Here is a 22,805-nt window from a genome sequence, read left to right as displayed (position 1 = left end):
TCACCTCAGTATCGGAAGGAAGATTCGCCAGTACCCATCGTTGGCGATCTGGGGAACTTGACCCCGACCAAGCACTGGATTCGTTCCAACCAGGTCTGTTGGCGCCCGAACAGTGGTCCCCAGTTCGTTCGCGATCTGCTGAGCTATTCCTGACGTATCAGAGCCGGAGTGGCACACGAGAAGTCTAAGTGGGCCACCATTGTAGGAGGGATTGTTGGTCACCGCGTCGACTATCTGACCTCCATTGACATTTCCTCCGGGCATTTCCAGAAAGCCGTCTCGACTCCCGTGCGCTACGACGTCGTGCTCTCCAGTGTTCAGTACGTTTTGAAAGTTCCGCAAGCTCGGACCGTCGGAACCGATAAGTGTAGCTGTGGGTCCATGGGTCACCGGTTCACCCGAGGGTATGGCGTTGTCCGCCATATAGTCCATGTTGTTTGGGCAGGGGGAAAGGCCCAAGGGATCCGTCAGGCGGTGCGGATTAGGGACATATGTGGATGGGTTCGGTGCCGGCGAAAGGCCGAGCGGGTCCGGTGTGAGATAGCGCGCCGTCTCGGGATCGTAATGCCGGAAGTAGTTGTAGTGCAGGCCCGTCTCCGGGTCGAAGTACTGGCCCGGGAAACGCAGCGGCGTGTAGGCGGCGCTGGATCTCGCCCATGTCGTCGTGCCCCAGAGTGTGGTTCGGGAGCGCCAGGCCAGGGCGCCGGATTCGTCCACGAGCTCCGTCGGGGTGCCGATCAGGTCGGTGACGATGGCTAAGAAGCGTTCGTCGATGGTCTCCTGCGGGGTGTCCGCGGAGAGGATGCGTTCCGTCTGGGCCAGCGGGTGCAGGCCGTCGTGATCCCAGGTGAGGGTGACCAGGTTGGGCAGGGCGGCGCCCTCGGTGGTCTGTTCGCAGAGTGTTGCGCCGTCCCAGGTGAAGGTCACTTGCTCCAGCACCGTGTGGCCGTCCTCGGCCAGGCGTTGCTTGGCGATGCGGCGGCCGAGGGCGTCGTACTGGTAGCGCCACACCGCACCGTCCGGGGTGGTCACGGAGACCAGCCGGTCCTCGGCGTCCCACTCGTACCGCCAGGTGTCCGGCTTGCGTGACAGGCGGGTCTTCTGGCGCAGAACAATGCGGCCTTGGGCGTCATGCTCGTAGCGGACGTTGCCGGCGCGGGTGATGCGCGTGCCCGTGTACGCACGCGAGCCGGTCGCCTCCTGGCCGGGGTGCGGCGCAGACCATGACGCTTCGGTCTGGTTGCCGGCCTCGTCGTAGGCGTAGCGCTCGGTCCAGTTCGCGGCGTCGACCGCGGTGACGCGGCCCGCCGCGTCGAGGTCGAAGCGGCGCGCACCGGAAAGCTGGTCGTCGATGCCGACGAGGTGGCCGTCCGCGCGATACGTGTAGCCGCGGCGCTGGAGGCTGCGTTCCGCGCCCGCGACGTGCTGGGTGGTGAGGCGGCCCATGGCGTCGAACTCGTGCCTGAGCGTGATTGCCTTGCCGATGCGGCGGCCGAGTTCCCGGCCCGCGGCGTCGTGCTCGAAGGTGAGGGTGCGGCCGGACGTGGTGAGCTCCGCGCGGCGGCCCGCGGCATCGTAGGCCCAGGTGCTGGCGGCGCCGCTCGGGGTCGTCCTGGCGGTGCGACGGCCCAGCAGGTCGTGGTCGAAGGCGAGCGTGCGGCCGTTCATCGTCTCGGACTTGAGGCGTCCGTACCGGTCACGCAGCCGGACCAGCGTGGCCTCCGGGCCGGTGGCTGCGGCCAGCTCGTCGAAGATGTCGTACTCGTAGGTGGTGACCGCGCCCTCGGCGTCCTTGCGGACGACCTGGCCAAGCTCGTTATGTTCGTAACGCACCCTCTGGCCGGGTCCGTTCGTCCGTGAGACCAGTCGGCCCGCGGCGTCGTACGCGTACGTCAACGTCCGGCCGTCGAAGTCGGTCTCGGATACGAGCCGACCCGCCGGATCGTACGCATAGGTCCAGGTCAGGCCCTGGGAGGTGCGCACCTGGGTCAGACGCAGCTCGGTGTCGTGGCGGAACTCGTAGCACACTCCATCCGGCCCGGTCCGCGCCGCCGGCAGGTCGAAGTCCGTGTATTCGTACGTCGAGACGCCGCCCATGGCGTCGGTGTGGCTGACGCAGTTGCCCTCGCCGTCGTACGTCCACGACTGTTCCGTGCCATCCGGCGCGATGCGGCGCGCGAGCTTGCCCTCGACCGTCCACTTCAGACGCGTCACGGCGCCGAGCGGGTCGGTGATCACAATGGCGCGGCCGAAGGCGTCCCGCTCGTACCGGGTCGTTCCGCCCAGAGGATCGGTGATCGCGACGGGGAGGCCCGCCCTGTCGCAGCGCACGGTACTGGTGTGGCCGAGCGCGTCCGTGACGGACACGAGGCGTCCCGCTTCGTCGTACACGAACCGCGTCGTCGCCCCTGAGGAATCCGTCATCGACGTGCGATTGCCGCGTTCGTCGAACGTCTGCCGGAGTGCCGTTCCATCCGGTTGGATCACGCGGATGGGCAGACCGAGATCGTTGTACTCCGTGTGGATCTGCCGCCCGTCAGGACGCACTACCGTGATCAGCCTCCCCGCTTCGTCATAGTCGAAGCGGGTGCTGTGGCCCAGGGGATCGGTCCGGGACAGCAGTCGGTTGTAACGGTCCCACTGGGATCGGGTGACCGAACCGTTGGCGTCGGTTTCGGCCACGACCTGGAAGGACTCGTTGACCGCGTACCTGCGGGCGTGTCCGCTATCGGTGACGGCCGTTGTGGTGCGCAATCCGGTGTCCGGGTCGACGTCGTCGTACGAGAGCCGCAGGCTCATATGGCCGCCGGCGCCACCCTCGGCAATGCAGCGGTCGCGGTCGTCGTAGACGTAGTCATAGCGACTGCCGTTGGTGTCGGTCCACGACGTGATGCGGGCGCGTTCGTCGTAGATGAAGCGCAGGGGCAGGCCGGAGGAGTTGACGACATCCGTCAGGTTTCCGTCGGAGTAGCCGTAGGTGAGGATCCTGCCGCCGCCTTCCAGCGACAGTGAGGTGATGAGGCCCTCGGCCGTTTCGAACTGCAGGTGGTATCCGCCGCTGTGGCGGATGCCGGTCGGGGTCCCTTCTTCGTCGTACTCGAACGTCAGGAAGTTGCCGTTCCTGTCGTCGAGCTGGACGATGCGGCCGTCCTCGTCGAAGTGGCGGGTGCGGCCGCTGTCCGGGGCGGTGACGGTGTAGCCGCCCAGCTCCGTACGGTCGAGTGGCCAGCGCGGGCCCCTGGTGGACATCACCGGGACGCCGGGCGCGGGGTGCGGATAGGGCAGCATGAGACCGTCGTCGGTGACCAGGACAACGCCCTCGGCGTCGATCTCCAGGTGCTGGTCGATCGTGCTGGCCCAGGTAGGGCCGAACCACCGGCCGGCCGCGTATCCCGACTCGGCGCGGCGGGTGAAGGCCAGCGGTAGCGTGCCGGGCAGCACGACGTCTGTCTGCGGCAGGAACATCCGTCCCGTGGCGAGGTCGATCGGGTCGGTGCCGTCGCTCTTCTTCTCGGCGTCGGGCTGGTCGTGCTTGCCGGGACCTCCGTCTGCGCCCTTCTCCGCCGTCCGCGCCGGTCCCGGAGCGATGTCGTCGGCGTGCTTCGCGATCGTCGACACCTTCTTGAGCGCCCCCATGCCCTTGCTGCCGACGAGCTCCGGGATGAGTTTGCCCAGGCCCTCCGCGGGGTCCTTCAAGAACTCGTTGAACATCGTCTTCGCCGAGCCGACGGGGTCGTTCACCGCCGTCACCAGGCCGGCCGCCGTCGAGTTCAGGCTCATGGCGAACTCTGCCGGGTGCGTCATGTTGTACGGGTCCATCGGATTCACCGAGCGGGCGAAGTTCGCCAGGCCCGCCGTACCCTTGATCACCCCGCCGACCACGTGGTTCGCGTCGATGTTCATGGCCACGAAGCCGTCCTCGAGCTGCTCCGTGTACGAGGGTTTCGGCGGGGCCGCATCGCGGGCGGCCCGCACCGCAGAACGGGCCGTCTCCGCAGCCTCGTTGCGCTGGCGGCGGGCCTCGTCAAGCTTGTCCTGCGCAGCCTTCGCGCCGTCCTTGCCCGGGTCGGTGAAGTTGTCGGCCGGGCGGGGCGGAAGCGTGTCCCTCTTCTCCCGCACGGCGTCGCCGTACTCGTCGACGCGCTTGTTGTACGCGGCGCGGGCATCCTCCGAGAGCTTCTTCGCCGCGTTGTACTCGGCGATGGCCTCCTTGGCCTCGTTCTGCGCCCACTCCACGGTCTCCGCGAAGCGGCTCATCGCGCCGGCCGCCTTCTCGAAGGCGTCCGCGGCCTTGAACCACTTCGGCGGCTGCGTCGCCGACGCCTCCCGGAACGCGCTCGCAGCTTCGCCCTTGAAACCGTCCGCGTCCACGCCCTTGAGGCCTTCGCCGACCTTGTCGAACGACGACTGGAGCTTCTCCAGGTGCGTGACCGTCGAGCGGAGCTTGCTCACACTGCCGTAGACCAGCTTCTTCGGGTCGTCGGTCTGGCCCAGCTCGAGCTCGGAGACGTCGGCGCCCAGAGAGTTCGCGGCCGAGCGGCTCTTGTCGCGGATCCAGTCCGCGCCGTCGTCCCAGCCGGCTTTGTCGGCCAGGTCCGCGGTCTTGTCGCCGAGCCATTCGACGCTGTCGCCGATGTCCTCGACGACGTCTTCCCCCGCGTCCTCGATGCTGTCCGGTACGAAGTCCCGCCAGCCCATCAGTCATCGCCCCCGTCGACGAGGTCGTTCAGCGAGTTGATCGTTTGCCTGTTCGCGGTACCGATTGCTCCGTCGTTCAGGAAGCCGACCGCTCCCTCGTTCTTGAGCTTGTCGCCCGTGTCCTGCCAGGTCTGGTCGATCTGCTGGTTCGCCTTGAGGGCCGACTCCATGCTGTAGTCCGGCTTGTAGACGTCCGCCGAGAAGATGTCGCCCCACGCCTTCTTCTCGATGTCGTCCTCGTTCGCGTGCGGATTGCCGTACAGCGAGTTCGCGCCGACCTTCAGCGCCCCCTGGAGGTACTGGTCCTCCTCCCACAGCGCGCCCGCCGCGATGCCCGTCTGAGCCGCCAGGTCGCTGGCGTCCTGGATCAGGGCCCGCACCCCCCACTCCCAGCGTTCGCAGAAGTCCTCGAAATCGCCCGCGAGCCCGGCGTGGCCCGACTCCATACCGGTCAGCGACAGTTCAGCGAAGCCGGCGCCCATCGACGCACCACCCGCCGTGCCGATCTCGCGCAGCTCCGCGACCGCGCCCCGCAGCCCCTCGGTGATCTTCTTGATGGCTGCCGGATCTACCTCGAGGTCCTTGTTCCCGCTCACCGCGCACCCTCGACACGGTCAGCGCCGAGGTCCACGGCCACCGCGTCCGGCACGATGCCGGACACCGGCGGGAACATCATCGAAGCGTCCTCGTCCGCGACATCGACGGCCACACCCGTCGGTCCGTTCAAGGAAGGGATCACCGCGTCGAGCAGACGTGCGCCGAGAATCGACAGGTAGTCGTGCTCCGCGTCACCCGCGCCGCCCCGTGCGAGGACGAACCGCGCCAGTGCGGCCTCGTCCGTGAACGCGTAGATCCAGCGGATGCCTCCGCTCTCCCCGGACATCAGCCCGCCGTCCACCACCGGCACCAGCACAGCCGTACGCCGGAACTCACCCAGCAGCCGCCCCGGATCGCCACGCCCCTCGCGCACAGCTGCGATCTCCACGCCCAAGTCCATGCCGACGGCCCCCCGTTCGCCACACGTCCACACCTCGGCGCCCTACCGTACGACAATTCGCACTGCCGTTTGCACTGGGATATACCGTGATCCGAAATACAGGCGGTCCAGAGGTCCTGCCTCACACGTAGGGCATGAACGTCCGCCTCCGCGGGACTCGCTCGACGTCGTCGCTGGAGCAACGACAGCCCTCGGTACAGCGCCCTGCCGCACGGACGACCCGGTCACCATGGGTGCCCTGCGTGCTGTCATGGTCAGATTCCGCCTGGCAACCGAGATGGCCGCTTTATGGTCGCTTGTGGACGCTCCACTGTCCTCCCGCGCTCGTATGCTCGCTGCATGACGGATCACCAGCCCGGACACCCCACCGCCAACGCCATGCGCCGCGCCCTCAAGCGAGCCCGGGACGGCGTCGCGCTCGATGTCGCCGAGGCCGCCGTGCTGCTGCAGGCTCGTGGCGCGGATCTGGACGACCTGTGCGCGTCCGCGGCGCGCGTGCGGGACGCCGGGCTGGAGGCGGCGGGCCGGCCCGGGGTCATCACGTACTCGAAGAGCGTGTTCATCCCGCTCACCCGGCTGTGCCGCGACAAGTGTCACTACTGCACCTTCGCCACCGTGCCCGGCAAGCTGCGCCGCGCCGGGCACGGGATGTTCATGTCGCCGGACGAGGTGCTGGACATCGCCCGCCGGGGCGCCGAACTGGGCTGCAAGGAAGCGCTGATCACGCTCGGGGACAAGCCCGAGGACCGCTGGCCCGAGGCCCGGGAGTGGCTGGAGGCCGAGGGGTACGACGACACGATCGCGTACGTACGGGCCATGGCGATCCGCATCCTGGAGGAGACCGGGCTGCTGCCGCACCTCAACCCCGGAGTGATGACCTGGACCGACTTCCAGCGGCTCAAGCCGGTCGCCCCGTCGATGGGGATGATGCTGGAGACCACCGCCACTCGCCTGTGGAGCGAGCCCGGGGGGCCGCACTACGGCTCGCCGGACAAGGAGCCGGCCGTGCGGCTGCGGGTGCTGGAGGACGCGGGACGGTCCTCCGTGCCGTTCACCAGCGGGCTGCTGATCGGGATCGGGGAGACGTACGAGGAGCGTGCGGAGTCGCTGTTCGCGCTGCGCCGTGTCTCGCGGGCGTACCACGGCATCCAGGAGCTCATCATCCAGAACTTCCGCGCCAAGCCCGACACGGCGATGCGCGGTATGCCGGACGCCGAGCTGGACGACCTCATCGCGACCATCGCCGTCGCCCGGCACATCATGGGTCCCTCCGGCTGTCTGCAGGCGCCGCCGAATCTGGTGGACGCGGAGTACGGGCGGCTCATCGCGGCCGGGATCGACGACTGGGGCGGGGTGTCGCCGCTGACTCCCGACCACGTCAACCCCGAGCGGCCCTGGCCGCAGATCGACGAGCTGGCCGCCAGGTCGCGGACCGCCGGCTTCGAGCTGCGGGAACGGCTCGCGGTGTACCCGGAGTTCGTGCAGCGGGGCGAGCCCTGGCTGGACCCCCGGCTCCTGCCGCATGTACGGGCGCTCGCCGACCCGGAGACGGGGCTCGCGCGCCCCGAAGCGCTCCCCGTCGGTCTGCCGTGGCAGGAGCCCGAGGAGGCGTTCACGTCCGCCGGGCGCACCGATCTGCACCGCACGATCGACACCGACGGGCGTACGAGCGATCGCCGCGACGACTTCGACGAGGTGTACGGCGACTGGGAGGCGCTCCGCGAGGCCGCCGCGCCCGGCATGGTGCCGTCCCGCATCGACACCGACGTGCGCGCCGCGCTCGCGACCGCCGCCGACGACCCGACGAAGCTCAGCGACGACGAGGCCCTCGCCCTGCTGCACGCCGACGGGCCCGCGCTGGACGCGCTCACCCGGATCGCCGACGACGTCCGCAGATCGGCCGTCGGCGACGACGTCACGTACATCGTCACGCGGAACATCAACTTCACCAACGTCTGCTACACCGGCTGCCGCTTCTGCGCCTTCGCGCAGCGCCGCACGGACGCCGACGCGTACACCCTCTCGCTCGACCAGGTCGCGGACCGGGCGGCACAGGCGTGGGACGTCGGGGCCGTCGAGGTCTGTATGCAGGGCGGCATCCACCCGGACCTGCCCGGCACGGCGTACTTCGACATCGCCCGGGCCGTGAAGGAGCGGGTGCCCGGCATGCATGTGCACGCCTTCTCGCCGATGGAGGTCGTCAACGGGGCGACCAGGACCGGGATGTCGATCCGCGAGTGGCTCACGGCTGCGAAGGAGGCGGGGCTCGACTCCATCCCCGGGACGGCCGCCGAGATCCTCGACGACGAGGTGCGCTGGGTGCTCACGAAGGGCAAGCTGCCCACCGCCACCTGGATCGAGGTCGTCACCACCGCCCACGAGCTGGGCATCCGCTCGTCGTCGACCATGATGTACGGGCACGTGGACCAGCCCCGGCACTGGCTCGGGCACTTCCGTACGCTGGCCCGCATCCAGCAACGGACCGGCGGTTTCACCGAGTTCGTGACCCTGCCCTTCATCCACACCAACGCGCCTGTGTATCTGGCGGGCATCGCCCGGCCCGGCCCGACGACCCGCGACAACCGGGCGGTGACGGCCATGGCCCGGCTGCTCCTGCACCCGTACATTCCGAACATCCAGACCAGCTGGGTGAAGCTCGGCACCGAAGGCGCTGCGGAGATGCTCCGCTCCGGGGCGAACGATCTGGGCGGCACGCTCATGGAGGAGACCATCTCCCGGATGGCGGGCTCCAGTTACGGCTCGTACCGCTCGGTCAAGGACCTGGTCGCCATCGCGGACGCGGCGGGGCGGCCCGCGAAGCCGCGTACCACGCTGTACGGGGAGGTGCCGGAAGAGCGGGTCGCGGCGGCAGCGGCGTCCGACGGCCATCTGCCGGAGCTGCTGCCGCTGGCCGACTGAGTCCCGGCCCCGTCACCACCGTGCAGGGTCCTGGGCAGGAATCCGGCCCCGGTGCCCAGGGGTCCGGCCCCTGGTCCCGGGCCGGGTCCCGGGCAGGACCCCGGTTCCGGGCAGGACCCAGCCGGTCAGCAGGTCCCGCGCCAGTACGGGTGCGCCGAGGTGGAGTCGGGCGCGGTGAGGGACAGCGATCAAAACCGGCCTGAAGGGCGACCGGTCACATACCCTTCCGGCTTGGTTCCGCCCATGAACCGATCTCACGCGGTCGATTACAGTGCTGCGCACAAGTGGGGGAGGGGCAGCCGCGTGACCACAGCAGCCACAGCCGTCTGGGGCCGTACCGAGCAGCAGGACTTCCGCGCCCGCGTACGCGGCTGTCTGCTCGGCGCCGCCATCGGTGACGCGCTCGGCGCCGGTGTGGCGGAGCTGACGGTCGAGGAGATACGCGCCGCCCACGGCCCCGACGGCGTCACCGACTACGTGCCCGCGTACGGCCGCCGCGGCGCCGTCACCGCCGCGACCCAGCTGACCCTCTTCACCGTCGACGGCCTGATACGCGCCCAGGTCCGCCGCGACACCGGCGCCTGGCACCCGCCCACCGACGTGCACCGCGCCCATCTGCGCTGGGCGGCGACCCAGCGCGACTGGGGCCCCGACGAGCGCCGCAAGGACAACGGCTGGCTCGCCCGCGAGGAATGGCTGTACGCCCGCCGCGACCCCGACCGCTCCAGCCTCACCGGGCTCGCCGACGAGACCCTCGGCACCCTCGACAGGCCCAAGAACCCCACCGCGCGCGACGCGGGAGCGCTCGTCCGCTCGGCGCCCTTCGGGCTGCTGGTCGGCTGGGAGCCGCAGCTGGTCTGCCAGCTCGCCGTCGAGTGTGCCGCGCAGACCCACGGCCACCCCACGGCGTATCTCTCGGCCGGAGCCTTCGCCGTGATCGTGCACGGCCTGGCGCGCGGCGAGACCGTCGACGGGTCCGTCCAGCGCGCCCTCTCCCTGCTCGCGCCCCGCCCCGGCCACCAGCCCGTCACCGACGCACTGAAGCAGGCCCTCGGTGCCGTACGCCAGGGCATCCCGAGCCCCGCCCGCATCGCGGCCCTCGGCAACCCGCAGCACGCCGAGGACGCCCTCGCGGTCGCCGTCTACTGCACCCTCGTCAGCGAGGACATCCGCCACGGTCTCCGCCTCGCCGTCAACCACGACGGCCCGTCGCACACCACGGCCACGCTCTGCGGCGCCCTCCTCGGCGCGCTCCACGGCGAGACCGCGCTGCCCCCGGCCTGGCTCGCGGAGCTCGAGGGCCGCCCCACCATCCTCGAACTCGCCGACGACTTCGCGATGGAGATGACCCAGGGCCCGGCCCTCCACGGCCCGTCGGTCTCGGCGCCCGGCTGGCTGCTCAGGTACCCGCGCGGCTGAGGTCGAAGCACACGTACAGAGGGGCGGGCGGCCCTCGTTCGGACCGCCCGCCCCTCTCACGAGTCCGCCGCTAGTCCTTGGCGGCCGCCGGCTGCGTCACCGTGTCGCCGGCCACGGCCGGCTCCGGGACGGCCGCGGTGCCCGCCCCGTCTCCGCTGCCCGGGTTGAGCTGCGCGAGGATCCCGTCGCGCTCCGGCGTGTCCTCCGGCTTGATGTAGCCGATGAGGACGAAGAGCACCAGCGAGACCGCGAGCGGGATGGACACCTGGTACTGCAGCGGGACACCGCCCTCGACGTTCCAGTTGATCGGGTAGTTGACCAGCCAGAAGGTCACCAGGCCGAGGCCCCAGCTCAGCAGCGCCGCCGTGGGGCCGCTCTTGCGGAACCAGGGGAGCAGGCCCAGCATCAGCGGGATCGCGATCGGGCCCATCAGGCCGGCCACCCACTTGATGACGACGGTGATGATGTCCCCGAAGAAGTCCGAGTTGACCTGCGTCGCGATGGCCATCGACAGACCGAGGAAGAGCAGCGTCGACCAGCGGGCGGCGACCAGTCCGGCGCGCGTGTCCCACTCGCGGACCTTGCGGGAGACGGCGGGCATGATGTCGCGGGTGACGACCGCCGCGATGGCGTTGGCGTCGGAGGAGCACATCGCCATCGTGTGGGAGAAGAAGCCCACGACGACGAGGCCCAGCAGACCGTGCGGCAGCAGCTGCTCGGCCATCAGTGCGTACGAGTCGGCCGGGACGACGTTCTGCTCGTCGCTGAGGATCACCGGCGCCACCCACATCGGGAAGAACAGCACCAGCGGCCAGATCAGCCAGAGCAGGGCGGACAGCCGGCCCGAACGCTCGGCCGACCGGGCGGAGTCGGTGGCCATGTAGCGCTGGGCCTGGTTCCACATCCCGCCGTTGTACTCGAAGGTCTTGATGAAGAGGTAGGCGATCAGGAAGACCATCATGTACGGGCCGGCGAGCGGCTCGGTGTGGCCCGACAGCACCGGCTCGTCCCAGACGCTCCAGAGGCTGCTGAAGCCGCCCAGCTCGGCCATGACGGCGACCAGCATCGCGATACCGGCGACGAACTGGATGATGAACTGACCCAGTTCGGTGAGGGCGTCCGCCCACAGGCCACCGACGGTGCAGTAGACGGCGGTGACCGCGCCGGTGATCAGGATGCCCATGTTGAGCGAGACACCGGTGAAGACGGAGAGCAGGGTGGCGATGGCGGCCCACTTGGCGCCGACGTCGACGATCTTCAGCAGAACGCCGGACCAGGCGAGGGCCTGCTGGGTCGGCAGGTTGTAGCGGTCCTTGAGGTATTCGAGCGGTGAGGAGACACGCAGGCGTGAGCGGACCCGGTTGAGCCGGGGGGCGAAGAGCCGGGATCCGATGGCGATGCCGATCGCGATGGGGAAGGACCAGGTGACGTACGAGGTCACGCCGTAGGTGTAGGCGATTGCCGCGTAGCCCGTGAACATGACCGCGCTGTAGCCGGACATGTGGTGCGAGATGCCCGACAGCCACCACGGCATCTTGCCGCCGGCGGTGAAGAAGTCGCTGACGTTGTCCACACGCTTGTGGGACCAGATGCCGATGGCGACCATCACGCCGAAGTAGCCGATGAGTACGGTCCAGTCGAGACTGTTCATGTCCCCCTCCAGGGGTCCGCCTTGTGAACGCCGTTCATGGTGTGGCTATATGCGCAGCCACGACAACGCGTCGAAAGGTCAAGAGCAAGTAAAATTGTTCGAGTTATTGACCTTCGTTCACATCCATGACCGGGGATCGGGCGAAAAGGGGCCGCACGGCGGTGATCGACCGTGCGGCCCGAGGGGGAGGTGCGGCGTGGGTTACCGCATCAGCTCGCCGGCGTTGACCAGGAGCGACTGGCCCGTGATCGCCCGCGCCCGGTCGGAGGCGAGGAAGGCGACCGCCTCCGCCACGTCCCCGTCCGTGGCCAGTTCCGGCAGGGCCATGCGCTCGGTCAGCCGGCCGAGCACCTCCGACTCCGGTACGCCCTCGGTGTGCGCGGTGAACTGGACGTACGCCTCGACCGGCGGCCCCCACATCCAGCCGGGCAGCACGGTGTTGACCCTGATCCGGTGCGGGCCGAGCTCGCGGGCCAGGGAGTACATCGCCGAGGTGAGGGCGCCCTTGGACGCCGCGTAGGCCGCCTGGCGGACCTGGGAGGGGGCGGCCACCGACGACTGGGTGCCGATGATGACGACCGAGCCGCCGTGCTCCTTCAGTGACGGGAGGCAGGCCCGGGTCATGCGCAGCGTTCCCAGCAGGTTGACGTCGACGACCTGCTGCCAGGTCGCGAAGTCGGCGTCCTCCAGGCCGCCGAAGTAGCTGTCCCAGGCGGCCACATGGACGACCGCGTCGATCCGCCCGAAGCGCTCGGTGGCGAGCGCCGCCAGTGCCTCGCACTGGGCCTCGTCGGTGATGTCGGTGGGACGGTGGGCGGTGTGCCCGCCCTCGGGGTCGATCTCGGCGGCGGTCTTGGCGAGATTCGCCTCCGTGCGCGCGCCGAGGACGGCGTTGCCCCCGTCCCGTACGACGGTCGCGGCGACCTGGTGCCCCAGCCCGGCGCCGACGCCGGACACGATGACGGTCTTTCCCTGCAGCAGCATCTCGGCGGCTCCCGGCTCTGGTCCTTCATCTGACGGTGCGTCAGAGTAGGTGCGTCCACCGGAGGAGGGAAGGGGAGCGTCGTGAGCGAGGACACTCGGTCCGAGGTGTACGGGGAACTGGCGGCCGTCGGCCCCTACGGAGTCCACCCGGGCCATGCCCTGATCACCATGGTCGAGCCGCATCCCGGCCATGAGTACGCGTACAACCGCTGGTACGAGGACGACCACTACTACGCGGGCGCGATGGCGATGCCCTGGATGTACGCGGGGCGGCGATGGGTGGCGACCCGGGAGCTGCAGCTGCTGCGGTACCCGGAGAAGTCGGCGGTCGCCCAGCCGGTGACCGCGGGGTGCTACATCTCCACGTACTGGATCACCGAGGGGCGCTATGACGACCACATGAAGTGGACCGTCGGCATCAACAAGCGGCTGAACCGCGACGGACGCGTCTATCAGGACCGTACGCACGTCTTCACCGCGTTCCAGAACCATGTGGCGACTGTCTACCGGGACGGCGCCGCCGGCCCGCGCGACTATCACGCGCTCGACCACCCGTATGCGGGGCTGGTGGTGGAGGTGATCGACGCAGAGGGGCCGGAGCGGCGGGCGGAGCTGCTGGAGTGGCTGCGGTCGCGGGAGCTGCCGAAGCGGCTCGCGCCCAAGGGGGGTGTCACAGCCCCGGCGGCGATGGTGACGGTCTTCCGGCCGACGCCGCTCCCGCTGGACCGGATGTCGTACGTCAAGCAGGTGGAGGGCGTCGACACGCGGCTGACACTGCTCTGGTTCCTGGACCAGGACCCGCGCGTCTGCTGGGAGGACGGGTTCGCGGACCTGGAGGCGGGGGAGCTGGGGAGGGTGGAGCTGGTGGCGCCGTTCATCCCGACGGTGCCGGGGACGGACCGCTATGTGGACCAGCTGCGCTGACAGGGGAATTGCCGAGCCCCCTCGGCCGGGACGGCGGACCAGTCGAGAGGGCTCTGTCGTTGAAATCCGGTATTTTCCGTGACTTCCGGTATTTCCCTGTTCCTTGAGGTCGAGGTGCTTGAGGTCGAGGTCCAGGAGGTCGAGGTCCAGGAGGTCGTCCTGGAGGTCCTAGAGGGAACCCTTGCTCACCTCGTGCACGAAGGCGTTCCACGAATCCGGGACGAAGGTGAGCGAGGGCCCCGTGGGGACTTTCGAGTCCCGCACGGCGATCGCTTTCACGACGGGGGACTTGACCTCGACGCAAGCGCCGTTACCGCCGGAGTACGAGGACTTGGTCCACGTGTCCAGGGTGCCCTTTTGAATAGCCATGTGCATCTCCGGTTCCAGGTTGGTCGTTGCCGCCGACGTTCTTGACGGCGTGATCACGACGCTACTTGGCGGGCTCTCCCGATGAGAACGCCCGTTCACCCGACCGGATGGCATATTCCGGGGTGGCCTTCCAGGAAACGCTTGTCACGGTGTACCGTGCGCGCCCGCGGCCTCGTTACCCGGATGTCACCTGGCGTATCCCTTGGCGATGTCCTCGATGAACTCCCGGGTCTGGTCCACATTCAGCGCCTGTGCACGCAGGTGCTCGTACATCACGGTGTATTTGTGGACGTCGTTGGCCTTCTCCAGATAAAGGTCGCTGGTGACGCCCTCGATGTAGACGACGCTCGAGTCCGATGCGTCCGGGAACTCCAGCACCGCGTAATGCCCGGTGATGCCGGGATGCGCGCCCATGCTGAACGGCAGTACCTGGACCGTGACATGCGGCAGCTGGGACTGCTCGACCAGGAACTCCAGCTGGTCGCGCATCAGCTGCTCATTGCCCACCACGCGGCGCAGCGCGGCCTCGTCGACCACCGCCCACAGCCGCAGCGGATTGTCGGGCGTCGCGATGCGCTCCTGCCGGCGGAGCCTGACCTGCACCCGCTTCTCGACGTCGCTGACCGGCGTCTCGGGCAGCGCGCCGGCGATCAGGGCCTCCGCGTACTGCCTGGTCTGGAGCAGACCGGGCACGATCTGCGGCTCGTACACACGCAGACTCGCGGCGTCGGTCTCCAGGCCGATGTAGACGCTGTACGGGATGTCGCCGAAGGCGTGCCACCAGCCCTGCTGGCGGGAGTCCTTGGCCATCTGCATCAGCGAGTCCACGACCCGGTGGTCATCGACCTCGTACACCCCGCAGAGATCGCGGACATCGCGCTGGCTGATCGAGCGCCGGCCGTTCTCCAGTCGGCTGATCTTCGACTGGGATACGAGAAGGCGCTCCGCCACCTCCTCCGCGGTCATGCCCTTGAGCTCGCGGAGCCGGCGCAGCTCCTGGCCCAAGCGGCGGCGCCTTACGGTGGGGTTGACACTGGACGCCACGGGAACTGCACCTCCGGCTATGTACTTCTCTGTTCGTTGCTGTGCGTATCTAGGTCTCTGCAGACTGCCACCAATGGTGCTGGCTGCGCTGGAAAATGACGACACGCGCGACAACGCGAACACGCGGAGCAGTCTCGATGACTGCCCCGCGCGTTCATGCGGCTCCCGAACCGGGTCTTCGATGCGTGGTGTTGCTCGTATTGCTCGCTTTGCTCGTGTTGCCGGCGTTGCTCGTTCCTGCTCGGGTTTGCAGGGTTTGCTCGACCGGCGGGGCTTGCTCAGTGCACTGCGGCGCGGGCCATGCTCCCGCGGCGCGACTGCACCGGTACGGCGGGCTGGCGACCGGGCGCCGCCGCCGAGTTACGGCGGGGCTGTGCGGCCACACCGTTCTGGACGTCCATCACGGCGTGCGCCACGAGGCCGCCCATGGGGTCGTGCCTGATCAGATCCCGGAGCCTGGAGCGCGATGAACGCCCCTCGTTCCCGGGATACAGGTGCTTGCCGAGGCCGACCGCATGGGCCAGCGCGGCGAGCGCCGCGGTCCGCGGGTCCGGCGGTACGCCGGTGCGGATCGCACTGTCCAGCCGGGCCCTGATGTCCCGGCTGATCGCCGTGTCCGTCGCCTGGTAGCGAGTCGTCGGCAGCACCCCGCACATCTGGCCCGCCACGGCATGCACCATGCCGCACCGCTCCAGGTGCGCGAGATAGATCTGGCGCAGCCCCAGCCGGGGCCCGCCGATCCAGTGGACGGCCCGGACCGGACTGCCGCGCCTGCGCAGCAGTTCCAGTGCGGAGTCCAGTGTCGGATCTCCTGTCGGCCGTGGCATCACCACGGCGATACGATCCCCGTCAGGGGCTATCCGTCCTGCCAGCGCCAGCTCCACTAGCTGTGCTCCGGCCAGGCCGAGGTCGAGCGACTGCGGCTGCGCTGTGGTACCCGTGGCCGGGTCCAGAGCGAGCAGCAGAAGCTCCTCCGGAAGTGTTCTGCGGCTCCTGCCCATCCATGCCTCCCCGCGTGGATGAATGACAGGGTGACGCCTCTCACATTGGTCTGTCGAGAGTGCCTGGGTGCTTCGTACGGGAACCAGTAGGTATGTCGTTCTCGTCTTGCACGGGGGCCAAGCGCTCACACAGGACACTGGTAGATGGTTCGGACAGCGACGTTTCGCGGCGCGCAGGCATGAAGGAGGCACGGTGGCGGGCGAGTCCCCCGACAAGTCGGAGCAGCAGAAGTCGTCGGGGGAGACGGCTTCGGGCGAACGCGATCCGAGGCTTGCCGTGTTCCGTCCGACGGGGGCGGCGTCGCGCACGGAGGGGCGTGTCGACCAGCCGACGGCGGTGTTCAAGACGCTGCCGTCGCCTGCTGGGCGGGACGCGTCGGAGTCGGCTTCCGGTTCCGATTCCGGTTCCGGGTCTGATTCCGGGCCTGATTCCGGGCCTGATTCCGGGTCGGCTTCGACTGGTTCGTCCGATGTGCTTGATGTGGTGGAGGAGTCCGACTCGCACGACCCGTCTGATGCCTCGTCGGACCGCGACAACGCGCGACTGAGAGCTGCGGTGGCGGCGTGGGTCTCCGGCTCGGACGATGGCGAAGCCGATGCCGAGGACGGCGACGACCCGGATGCCGTCCAGGAATCGGAGACCACCGGTGAGGCGGCGGACCCGGCCACGTCCGAGACGTCCGAGCCGGCTGAAGACGACGACGATGACGACGATGACTCGACCCCGGACGATGAGGACGGTGACTCCGCTCCTGGCGAGCCCGCGCCTGTTTCGTCGGAGTCCGACGAGCCCGAGTCCGACGAGCCCGAGGCTGAGGTCGAGGAGCTCGAGTCCGACGAGCCCGAGGCTGAGGTCGACGAGCCCGAGTCCGAGGCTGAGGTCGACGAGCCCGAGGCGTCGGCCGCCGCTGCCGATGACCCCGACGCGCCCGACGCCGACTCCGACGAGCCGAAGGACGGGAAGGCCGACGTCAAGGCCACGGTCGAGGAGCAGGCCGAGCAGCCGGTCGACCAGCCGACCGCCGTCTTCAAGGCGCTGCCCCGGCCGGCTGTGGATCAGCCCACCACCGCGCTGAAGATCACCCCGCCGCCCGCGTCCAAGCCGGAGGCCGCACGCCCGTCCAAGCCGGAGGCCGCACCCGCACCCGCGCCCAAGCCCGAGCGCGAGCCCGAGCGGACCAGCAAGTTCGTACCGCTGCGCCGTGACGAGGCGTCTCCCGCCGCGTCCGCGCCCGCCGCGCCCGCCGCGACCGAGTCTGCCGCGCCCGCGCCCGCATCGCTCACCGAGGTCGAGCGGACCAAGCAGCAGCCGCTGCCGCCCAAGCCGCCGCTCGATCTGCTCGCCGAGCTGACGAACACGCCGCCGCCGCCCCAGACCCCGGTCCGGACCGTCATGCGACGGATCAAGATCTGGACGCCGCTGGCCGTCGTTATCCTGATCGTCTTTGCGATCGTGCAGCTCGTGCGCCCTCTCCCGGACCCGGTCCTCGAGCTCACCGCCACGTCCGAGTACACGTTCGACGGCGACGCCCTCGCCCTGCCGTGGCCCGCCGAGGGCCAGTCGGCCGTCGAGGTCGAGGGCGTCGGCAGCCTCGGCACGCGCGGCGCCCAGAAGCCCGCGCCGATCGCGAGCGTCACGAAGACGATGACCGCGTACGTGATCCTCAAGGACCACCCGATCAAGGGCGACGAGACCGGCCCGCAGATCGAGGTGGACAAGAAGGCCGAGGACGAGTCCAAGGCCGAGGACGAGTCGACGGCACCCATCCGCGCGGGCCAGAAGTTCACCGAGAAGCAGATGCTCCAGCTGCTGATGATCCCGTCCGGGAACAACGCGGCACGGCTGCTCGCCCGCTGGGACTCCGGGTCCGAGGCCGCGTTCGTCGACAAGATGAACGCCGCGGCCAAGGAGCTCGGCATGAGCGACACCACGTACACGGACCCGAGCGGTCTGAAGGCCACGACCGTGTCCACGGCCGGCGACCAGCTGAAGCTGGCCAAGGCGGTCATGCAGTACGACGTGTTCCGGGAGATCGTCAACACGCCCGACATCGAGATCCCGGGCATCGACCAGAAGATCTACAACAACAACAACATCCTGCTGAACCCCGGCGTCAGCGGCATCAAGACCGGTTCGTCCACGCCCGCCGGCGGCAACCTCCTCTGGTCCGCCGACACCGTTGTCGACGGCAAGGAACGCCGGATCTACGGCGCCGTCTTCGGTATCCAGCGCGGCGCCACGCTCGACGCCAAGCTCCAGTCCGCGCTCCAGGACAGCCTCAAGCTGATCCAGGGTGCCCAGAGGGCGGTCACGTCGGCGACCGTCGTGAAGAAGGGCGATGTCGTCGGGTACGTGGACGACGGCCTCGGCGGCCGCTTCCCGGTCGTCGCGACCAAGGACGTCAAGGCACTCGGCTGGCCGGGCCTGAAGGTCGACCTCCGCGTCGACGCGGGCAGGGCCGCGCTGCCGCACGCCGCGAAGGCCGGCACGGTCGTCGGCGAGGTGTCGGTCGGCTCCGGCACCGGCAAGGCGTCGTCGCCCCTCGTGCTCCGGTCCGACCTGGTGGAGCCCGGCCTCGGCGCGAAGCTGACCCGCGTCGGCTGAGGCCTGTGCCGCCCGGACCACGGAACGCGGCCCCGGTACGAAGCACCCCCCGTACCAGGGCCGCGGACCGCGGACCGAGGACCTGCCGCACCAGAACTCCCGTGCTAGCGTCCGGGCAACGTGACATCCCCGCAATGCGTCCCTGTACGTACGGGGTCGGGCCCGTGGGAACGGACGGGGAGAGCCGAAGTGATCACCGCTGAGCCGCCACCGGCGTACGCCGACCCCGAGGTCGAGCCGTACGTCCGTGACGGCCTGCGGCAGCGCGCCCTCCGCCACCCGGTGGCCGTCGCCACGGTCGTCGCGGGCGTCGCCCATGTCGTCTGGTTCTTCGTCTTCGCGAACAGCGGAGGGGACCTCGCCGCCCAGGACGCCTGGGCCGAGTTCGCCGGGCGGCACCCCGACTCCGCGTACAACCTCGCCTGGTACGGGGGCATGCACCCCGTCTCCTACAGCGTGGTGTCCCCGTATCTGATGTCCATCCTCGGCGTGCGGACGACGATGATGATCGTCGGCACGCTCTCCGCCGCCCTGACGGCGCTGATCCTCATCCGCGTCCGCGCCGTCCGCAATCCGCTGGCCTGCGCGCTCGCCGCCGTCTTCGCGTTCCTGTGCAACGCCCTGTCCGGGCGGGTCACCTTCGGGCTCGGGATGCTCTTCGCACTGGGCGCGGTCGCCGCCGTGTTCTGCTGGCCGTACCGCTGGCGTACGAAGCGATGGGCGAAGGCCGCCGTCGCCGCGCCGCTCGCGGGGCTCGCGACCGCGTCGAGCCCCGTCGCCGGGCTGTTCCTCGGGGTCGTCGCGGCGGCGCTGTTCCTGAACAAGCGGCGCCCGGGTGCGTACGCGCTCGGTCTCGCCCCGGCGGCGGTGGTGGCGCTGTCGGCGTGGCTGTTCCCGTTCTCCGGTACGCAGCCGATGTCGCTGGCGTCGACGTCGCTGCCGTTCCTGTTCGGCGTCCTCGTCCTCGTTCTCGTACCGAAGGACTGGCGGACGGTCCGTACCGCCGCCGCCGTGTACAGCGCAGGCACCCTCCTCACCTTCGTCGTCGACTCGCAGATCGGCTCGAACGTCTCACGGCTCGCGATGCTGTTCGCCGGTGTCGTGCTGCTGGCGGCGCTGCCGTACGCCGCCCCGCGCACGCTCAAGTGGTATGCGGTCGTCCTCGCCTTCACCGGCCTCAACGGTTGGATCGGCTTCAAGAGCGTCGACGACATCGTCCGTACGGCACCGGCCGCGTCCTGGACGCGCGAGCTCGCGCCGCTCGTGAACGAGCTCCAGGAGGTCGGCGCCGAGAAGGGCCGCGTCGAGGTCGTCCCGGCCAGCAGCCACCGCGAGGCGTCCGCGCTCGCGCCGTACGTCAATCTCGCGCGCGGCTGGAACCGCCAGGCGGACATGGAGCGCAACCCGCTCTTCTACGACGACACCCTCGACGCCGCCAACTACCGCGAATGGCTCGACCGCTGGGCGGTGCACTACGTGGTGCTGCCCAAGGGCAGTCCCGACTCGGGCGGCGGCCAGGAGGAGGCGGAGCTCATCGAGCGCGGGCTGCCCTACCTCAAGCGCGTCTGGTCCGACGCGAACTGGCAGCTCTTCGCCGTCCGCGACCCGATGCCGCTCGCCGACCCGCCCGCCACCGTGGACCGTGCGGGCGCGGGCGAGCTGACGATCCGCGTGCGCTCGGCGGGCCGGGTACTGATCCGCATCCCGTACTCGCCGTGGCTCGGCCTCGTCGACGAGGAGGGCCGGAGCGTGCCCCAGCCGGAGGAGACCGAGGCGTCGAAGGCACGGTCGGGCGACGAGCCGCGCACGTACGCGAACGTGGCCGGCTGCCTGCTGAAGGCGGAGGAGGACGCGGAGGGCGACGAGTGGACGGAACTCGTCGCCCCCCGCCCGGGCGTGTACCGCCTGGCGGCGCCCTATCAGCTACCGCGGGGGACACCGTGCCCGGAGGAACTCCGCGAAGCGCGCTGACGTCGTCGGCGCCGGGCGCACTTCACGACGGTCCGGTGTTCGAGGACGGACACGCGGGCTCACCGGAGGGACACGCGGGCTCACCGGACGGACACGCGGGCTCACCGGACGGCGGCCCCACGCACACGCGGTCGCGGCCGGCTCAGGCCACCGGGAAGGCGATGTCGCAGACCTCGTCCGTCGACGACGCCGCGTCCCAGTCCGCGAAGTACACCTCCCTGCACGGGCCCGTGATCGTCAGGCCCTCCCGCTCGACCCACGCCTCCACGGCCTCGAAGGCCGAGATGATCTGCGGGTAGGCCACCTGGGCCTTGGTGATGCGGGTGTACGCGAGGCGCTGCGCGGGCTCGACGCGCACAACCGTGCCCGACGTCGCACCGCGGCCGTGTGCCGCCGCCCACGCCTCCGCGGCCTTCGCATCGGCGACCGGCACGCACGCCTCCGCCGGGCCGTCGCTGTCCGGGGTCACCTCGGCGTGGTACGCCACGTACGGGACACCCGCCACGCCCCCGCACTCCTCGGCCGCCCGCTCCAGTCGGCCGAGCGCGGCCGGTATCCAGCGCGGCAGCTCGTCGGAGAGGAGGCGCCTGCGCTCGGCGAGCACGGCCTGCTCCGGTATGTCACATGTCCTGATCTCGTACATCGTGGGTCTCCTGCCCGAGAGGCGGTCACGGAGATGGGCCACGACGGCGCCCTGCACGGCACGCCGTTCCTCGACTTCCGCCCAGTACGCGGTCACGGCCTGCGCAGCCTCCGCACCCGGCAGCTCCACCACCTCGGCGATCCGCGCGAGCGGCATGTCGATCTGCCGCAGCAGCGCGACGAGCCGGGCGCGATCCACCTGGTCGGCGCGGTACCAGCGGTAGCCGGTCGCCTCGTCGACGTACGCGGGGGCGAGGAGCCCGAGCCGGTCGTACAGGCGGAGCGCCTTGGGCGACAGCCGCGCACGGGCGGCGAAGGCCCCGATGGTCAGCGGAGCCTCCTGCCGGGTGTCGGGCGGTGGTCCGTCCGGGGACTCGTCCGGGGACGCGTCCGGGAAATCGTCGTGCACGGTCCCATCCTCCGTCACCGGGCGGCGCTTCCTGTGGCCGCCCGGCAGGAGGACGGTGCGCCTTGCCCCTGGGACAAGGTCAAACGCTCTTGGATCGATATCGCGTTGAGACGCACTTATGCCTACCGGTCGGTATCAACTCCGCTGCATAGTGAGGCGCATGGTGTGCGAGAGATGCGGCGGCACGCACCGGGGCGCGCTCCCGGGGATGGTGACGGACTCCTGCACCGTGGATGCAGCGCCGGGACGATCCAGAGCGGTGAGGGAGTCGGGGCCCGCGTTGAAGGCGTTGCTGACGGCGGGCGTTGTGCTCGGCGTCGGGGGACTGCTGGTCAGCGCACTGCTCCTGGCGGGCGGGGAGGAAAACCGAACGGCCACGACGGGTCCGGCGGTGGACGACATCTCGCTGGGCGGACTGCCGAGCCGCGTGGGCCCGACGTCCGTGTCGGAGGACTCGCCGTCGCCGAGCGCGACGAGTCCCACGCCTTCGCACAAGCCGAAGCCGAAACCGACACCGAAACCCAGCCCGAAACCCTCCAGGTCGTCGCCCCCGCGTCCCGGCTCCGGCAGTCAACGGCCCACGTTCAGTGAGTGGGTGGGCCCGGGCTGCCCGCATGGAGTGCGTACGTACGGACGGTTCTCGGACGGGCGCGACGGCTGGTACGACGTCTATTCCGGTGGTCACGAGGGGGACTCGTGCGACGGCCGGTTCATCGCCGTACCGATGTCGGGGGCACGGGACCAGGACCGCGGCAACACGGTCACCTGGAACTGGCGCCCGGGCGGCGGCTACGCGAAGTGCTCGGTGGCGGTGCGTATTCCGTGGAGCCCGCGGGCGGAGGACGTCGCAGGTGACCCGACGCGCTACAACGTCCTGTCGGACGCGGACGACAACGGCAGTGTCGCCACGTACTTCCAGATCGACCAGCCGGACATGCGGGGCGGTGTCGTGATCGTGAACGATCTCCCGGTCAGGGACGGTGAATTGACGATCCAGCTCGTGGACCGGGGCCAGGACTGGGGCCAGGGATACGTGTACGGCGGGCATCACGCGGCGGCGCAGATACGGGCGGACTGCACGGCGTGACCGAGCGCGTACACCCGGACGTCGATGAGGTGTTCGATGGGACGTTCGTGTGGGTGCTCGTGTAGGCGTTCGCCCCTCGTGGCGG

At 69.8% G+C, this 22,805-nt stretch carries 16 protein-coding genes; 6 read left to right on the top strand and 10 right to left on the bottom strand.

Annotated features, from left to right (window positions below):
• Genes ACWCXB_RS02955 through ACWCXB_RS02945 form a run of 3 tightly spaced genes read right to left on the bottom strand, consistent with a single transcriptional unit; the run spans position 1 to position 5,695 of the window.
• The gene (locus ACWCXB_RS02955) at positions 1-4,698 is read right to left on the bottom strand and encodes a putative T7SS-secreted protein (protein WP_450718336.1); all 4,698 of its coding nucleotides are present in this window, start codon (positions 4,696-4,698) and stop codon (positions 1-3) included.
• On the bottom strand, positions 4,698-5,294 hold the full coding sequence (locus tag ACWCXB_RS02950) for a hypothetical protein (protein WP_450718334.1): 597 nt from the start codon (positions 5,292-5,294) through the stop codon (positions 4,698-4,700). Before ACWCXB_RS02950 ends, ACWCXB_RS02955 begins: the two co-directional genes overlap by 1 nt.
• Positions 5,291-5,695, bottom strand: coding sequence for an SseB family protein (locus tag ACWCXB_RS02945; RefSeq protein WP_450718332.1), 405 nt, complete (start codon positions 5,693-5,695; stop codon positions 5,291-5,293). The genes ACWCXB_RS02950 and ACWCXB_RS02945 overlap by 4 nt, the downstream gene beginning before the upstream one ends.
• A gap of 339 nt (positions 5,696-6,034) precedes the next feature.
• Here ACWCXB_RS02945 and ACWCXB_RS02940 point away from each other — a divergent pair, with 339 nt between their 5' ends.
• Together ACWCXB_RS02940 and ACWCXB_RS02935 are read left to right on the top strand one after the other, a co-directional pair.
• Positions 6,035-8,614, top strand: coding sequence for a bifunctional FO biosynthesis protein CofGH (locus tag ACWCXB_RS02940; RefSeq protein ID WP_450718330.1), 2,580 nt, complete (start codon positions 6,035-6,037; stop codon positions 8,612-8,614).
• A gap of 303 nt (positions 8,615-8,917) precedes the next feature.
• Positions 8,918-10,033, top strand: a complete 1,116-nt coding sequence (locus ACWCXB_RS02935) for an ADP-ribosylglycohydrolase family protein (RefSeq protein WP_450718328.1) — start codon at positions 8,918-8,920, stop codon at positions 10,031-10,033.
• A 70-nt stretch (positions 10,034-10,103) separates the two neighbouring features.
• Here the strand turns inward: ACWCXB_RS02935 and ACWCXB_RS02930 are convergent, their stop codons facing one another.
• Together ACWCXB_RS02930 and ACWCXB_RS02925 are read right to left on the bottom strand one after the other, a co-directional pair.
• Complete coding sequence (locus tag ACWCXB_RS02930; RefSeq protein ID WP_450718326.1) at positions 10,104-11,684, bottom strand: sodium:solute symporter family protein; 1,581 nt, start codon at positions 11,682-11,684, stop codon at positions 10,104-10,106.
• Positions 11,685-11,885: 201 nt separating this feature from the next.
• On the bottom strand, positions 11,886-12,668 hold the full coding sequence (locus ACWCXB_RS02925) for an SDR family oxidoreductase (protein WP_450718324.1): 783 nt from the start codon (positions 12,666-12,668) through the stop codon (positions 11,886-11,888).
• An 81-nt stretch (positions 12,669-12,749) separates the two neighbouring features.
• Between ACWCXB_RS02925 and ACWCXB_RS02920 the strand changes: the two genes are divergently transcribed.
• The gene (locus ACWCXB_RS02920) at positions 12,750-13,592 is read left to right on the top strand and encodes a hypothetical protein (protein ID WP_450718322.1); all 843 of its coding nucleotides are present in this window, start codon (positions 12,750-12,752) and stop codon (positions 13,590-13,592) included.
• A 168-nt stretch (positions 13,593-13,760) separates the two neighbouring features.
• Here the strand turns inward: ACWCXB_RS02920 and ACWCXB_RS02915 are convergent, their stop codons facing one another.
• From ACWCXB_RS02915 to ACWCXB_RS02905, 3 genes are all read right to left on the bottom strand, one after another.
• Positions 13,761-13,961, bottom strand: a complete 201-nt coding sequence (locus ACWCXB_RS02915; RefSeq protein WP_450718320.1) for a DUF397 domain-containing protein — start codon at positions 13,959-13,961, stop codon at positions 13,761-13,763.
• Between the two features lie 186 nt (positions 13,962-14,147).
• Positions 14,148-15,005, bottom strand: a complete 858-nt coding sequence (locus ACWCXB_RS02910; RefSeq protein WP_450718318.1) for a helix-turn-helix domain-containing protein — start codon at positions 15,003-15,005, stop codon at positions 14,148-14,150.
• 278 nt (positions 15,006-15,283) lie between these two features.
• Entirely contained in the window at positions 15,284-16,006 is a 723-nt protein-coding gene (locus ACWCXB_RS02905; RefSeq protein ID WP_450718316.1) for a GOLPH3/VPS74 family protein, read from the bottom strand.
• Between the two features lie 193 nt (positions 16,007-16,199).
• On the opposite strand from ACWCXB_RS02905, the gene ACWCXB_RS02900 reads away from it, so the two are divergent.
• Positions 16,200-18,611 carry a D-alanyl-D-alanine carboxypeptidase family protein gene (locus ACWCXB_RS02900; RefSeq protein WP_450718314.1) on the top strand — a complete coding sequence of 804 codons (2,412 nt, stop codon included), beginning with the start codon at positions 16,200-16,202 and terminating at the stop codon, positions 18,609-18,611.
• Between the two features lie 255 nt (positions 18,612-18,866).
• Positions 18,867-20,582 carry an MFS transporter gene (locus ACWCXB_RS02895; RefSeq protein WP_450718936.1) on the top strand — a complete coding sequence of 572 codons (1,716 nt, stop codon included), beginning with the start codon at positions 18,867-18,869 and terminating at the stop codon, positions 20,580-20,582.
• Positions 20,583-20,724: 142 nt separating this feature from the next.
• On the opposite strand, the gene ACWCXB_RS02890 is transcribed toward ACWCXB_RS02895, so the two are convergent.
• Complete coding sequence (locus ACWCXB_RS02890; RefSeq protein WP_450718934.1) at positions 20,725-21,555, bottom strand: MerR family transcriptional regulator; 831 nt, start codon at positions 21,553-21,555, stop codon at positions 20,725-20,727.
• Between the two features lie 213 nt (positions 21,556-21,768).
• Positions 21,769-22,116, bottom strand: a complete 348-nt coding sequence (locus tag ACWCXB_RS02885) for a hypothetical protein (protein WP_450718312.1) — start codon at positions 22,114-22,116, stop codon at positions 21,769-21,771.
• A gap of 136 nt (positions 22,117-22,252) precedes the next feature.
• Between ACWCXB_RS02885 and ACWCXB_RS02880 the strand changes: the two genes are divergently transcribed.
• A complete protein-coding gene (locus tag ACWCXB_RS02880) occupies positions 22,253-22,720 on the top strand; it encodes a hypothetical protein (RefSeq protein ID WP_450718310.1) in 468 nt (155 codons plus the stop codon).
• Positions 22,721-22,805: the final 85 nt, after the last annotated feature.

The sequence above is a fragment of the Streptomyces sp. NPDC001514 genome, assembly GCF_053597075.1.
This window is presented reverse-complemented; position numbering and strand designations above follow the sequence as displayed.

Excerpts from the sequence above, each read along its gene's own strand:
- ACWCXB_RS02955 (WP_450718336.1), bottom strand. The coding sequence starts at position 4,698 with ATGGGCTGGCGGGACTTCGTACCGGACAGCATCGAGGACGCGGGGGAA.
- ACWCXB_RS02945 (WP_450718332.1), bottom strand. The coding sequence starts at position 5,695 with ATGGACTTGGGCGTGGAGATCGCAGCTGTGCGCGAGGGGCGTGGCGAT.
- ACWCXB_RS02940 (WP_450718330.1), top strand. The coding sequence starts at position 6,035 with ATGACGGATCACCAGCCCGGACACCCCACCGCCAACGCCATGCGCCGC.
- ACWCXB_RS02930 (WP_450718326.1), bottom strand. The coding sequence starts at position 11,684 with ATGAACAGTCTCGACTGGACCGTACTCATCGGCTACTTCGGCGTGATG.
- ACWCXB_RS02925 (WP_450718324.1), bottom strand. The coding sequence starts at position 12,668 with ATGCTGCTGCAGGGAAAGACCGTCATCGTGTCCGGCGTCGGCGCCGGG.
- ACWCXB_RS02915 (WP_450718320.1), bottom strand. The coding sequence starts at position 13,961 with ATGGCTATTCAAAAGGGCACCCTGGACACGTGGACCAAGTCCTCGTAC.
- ACWCXB_RS02905 (WP_450718316.1), bottom strand. The coding sequence starts at position 16,006 with ATGGGCAGGAGCCGCAGAACACTTCCGGAGGAGCTTCTGCTGCTCGCT.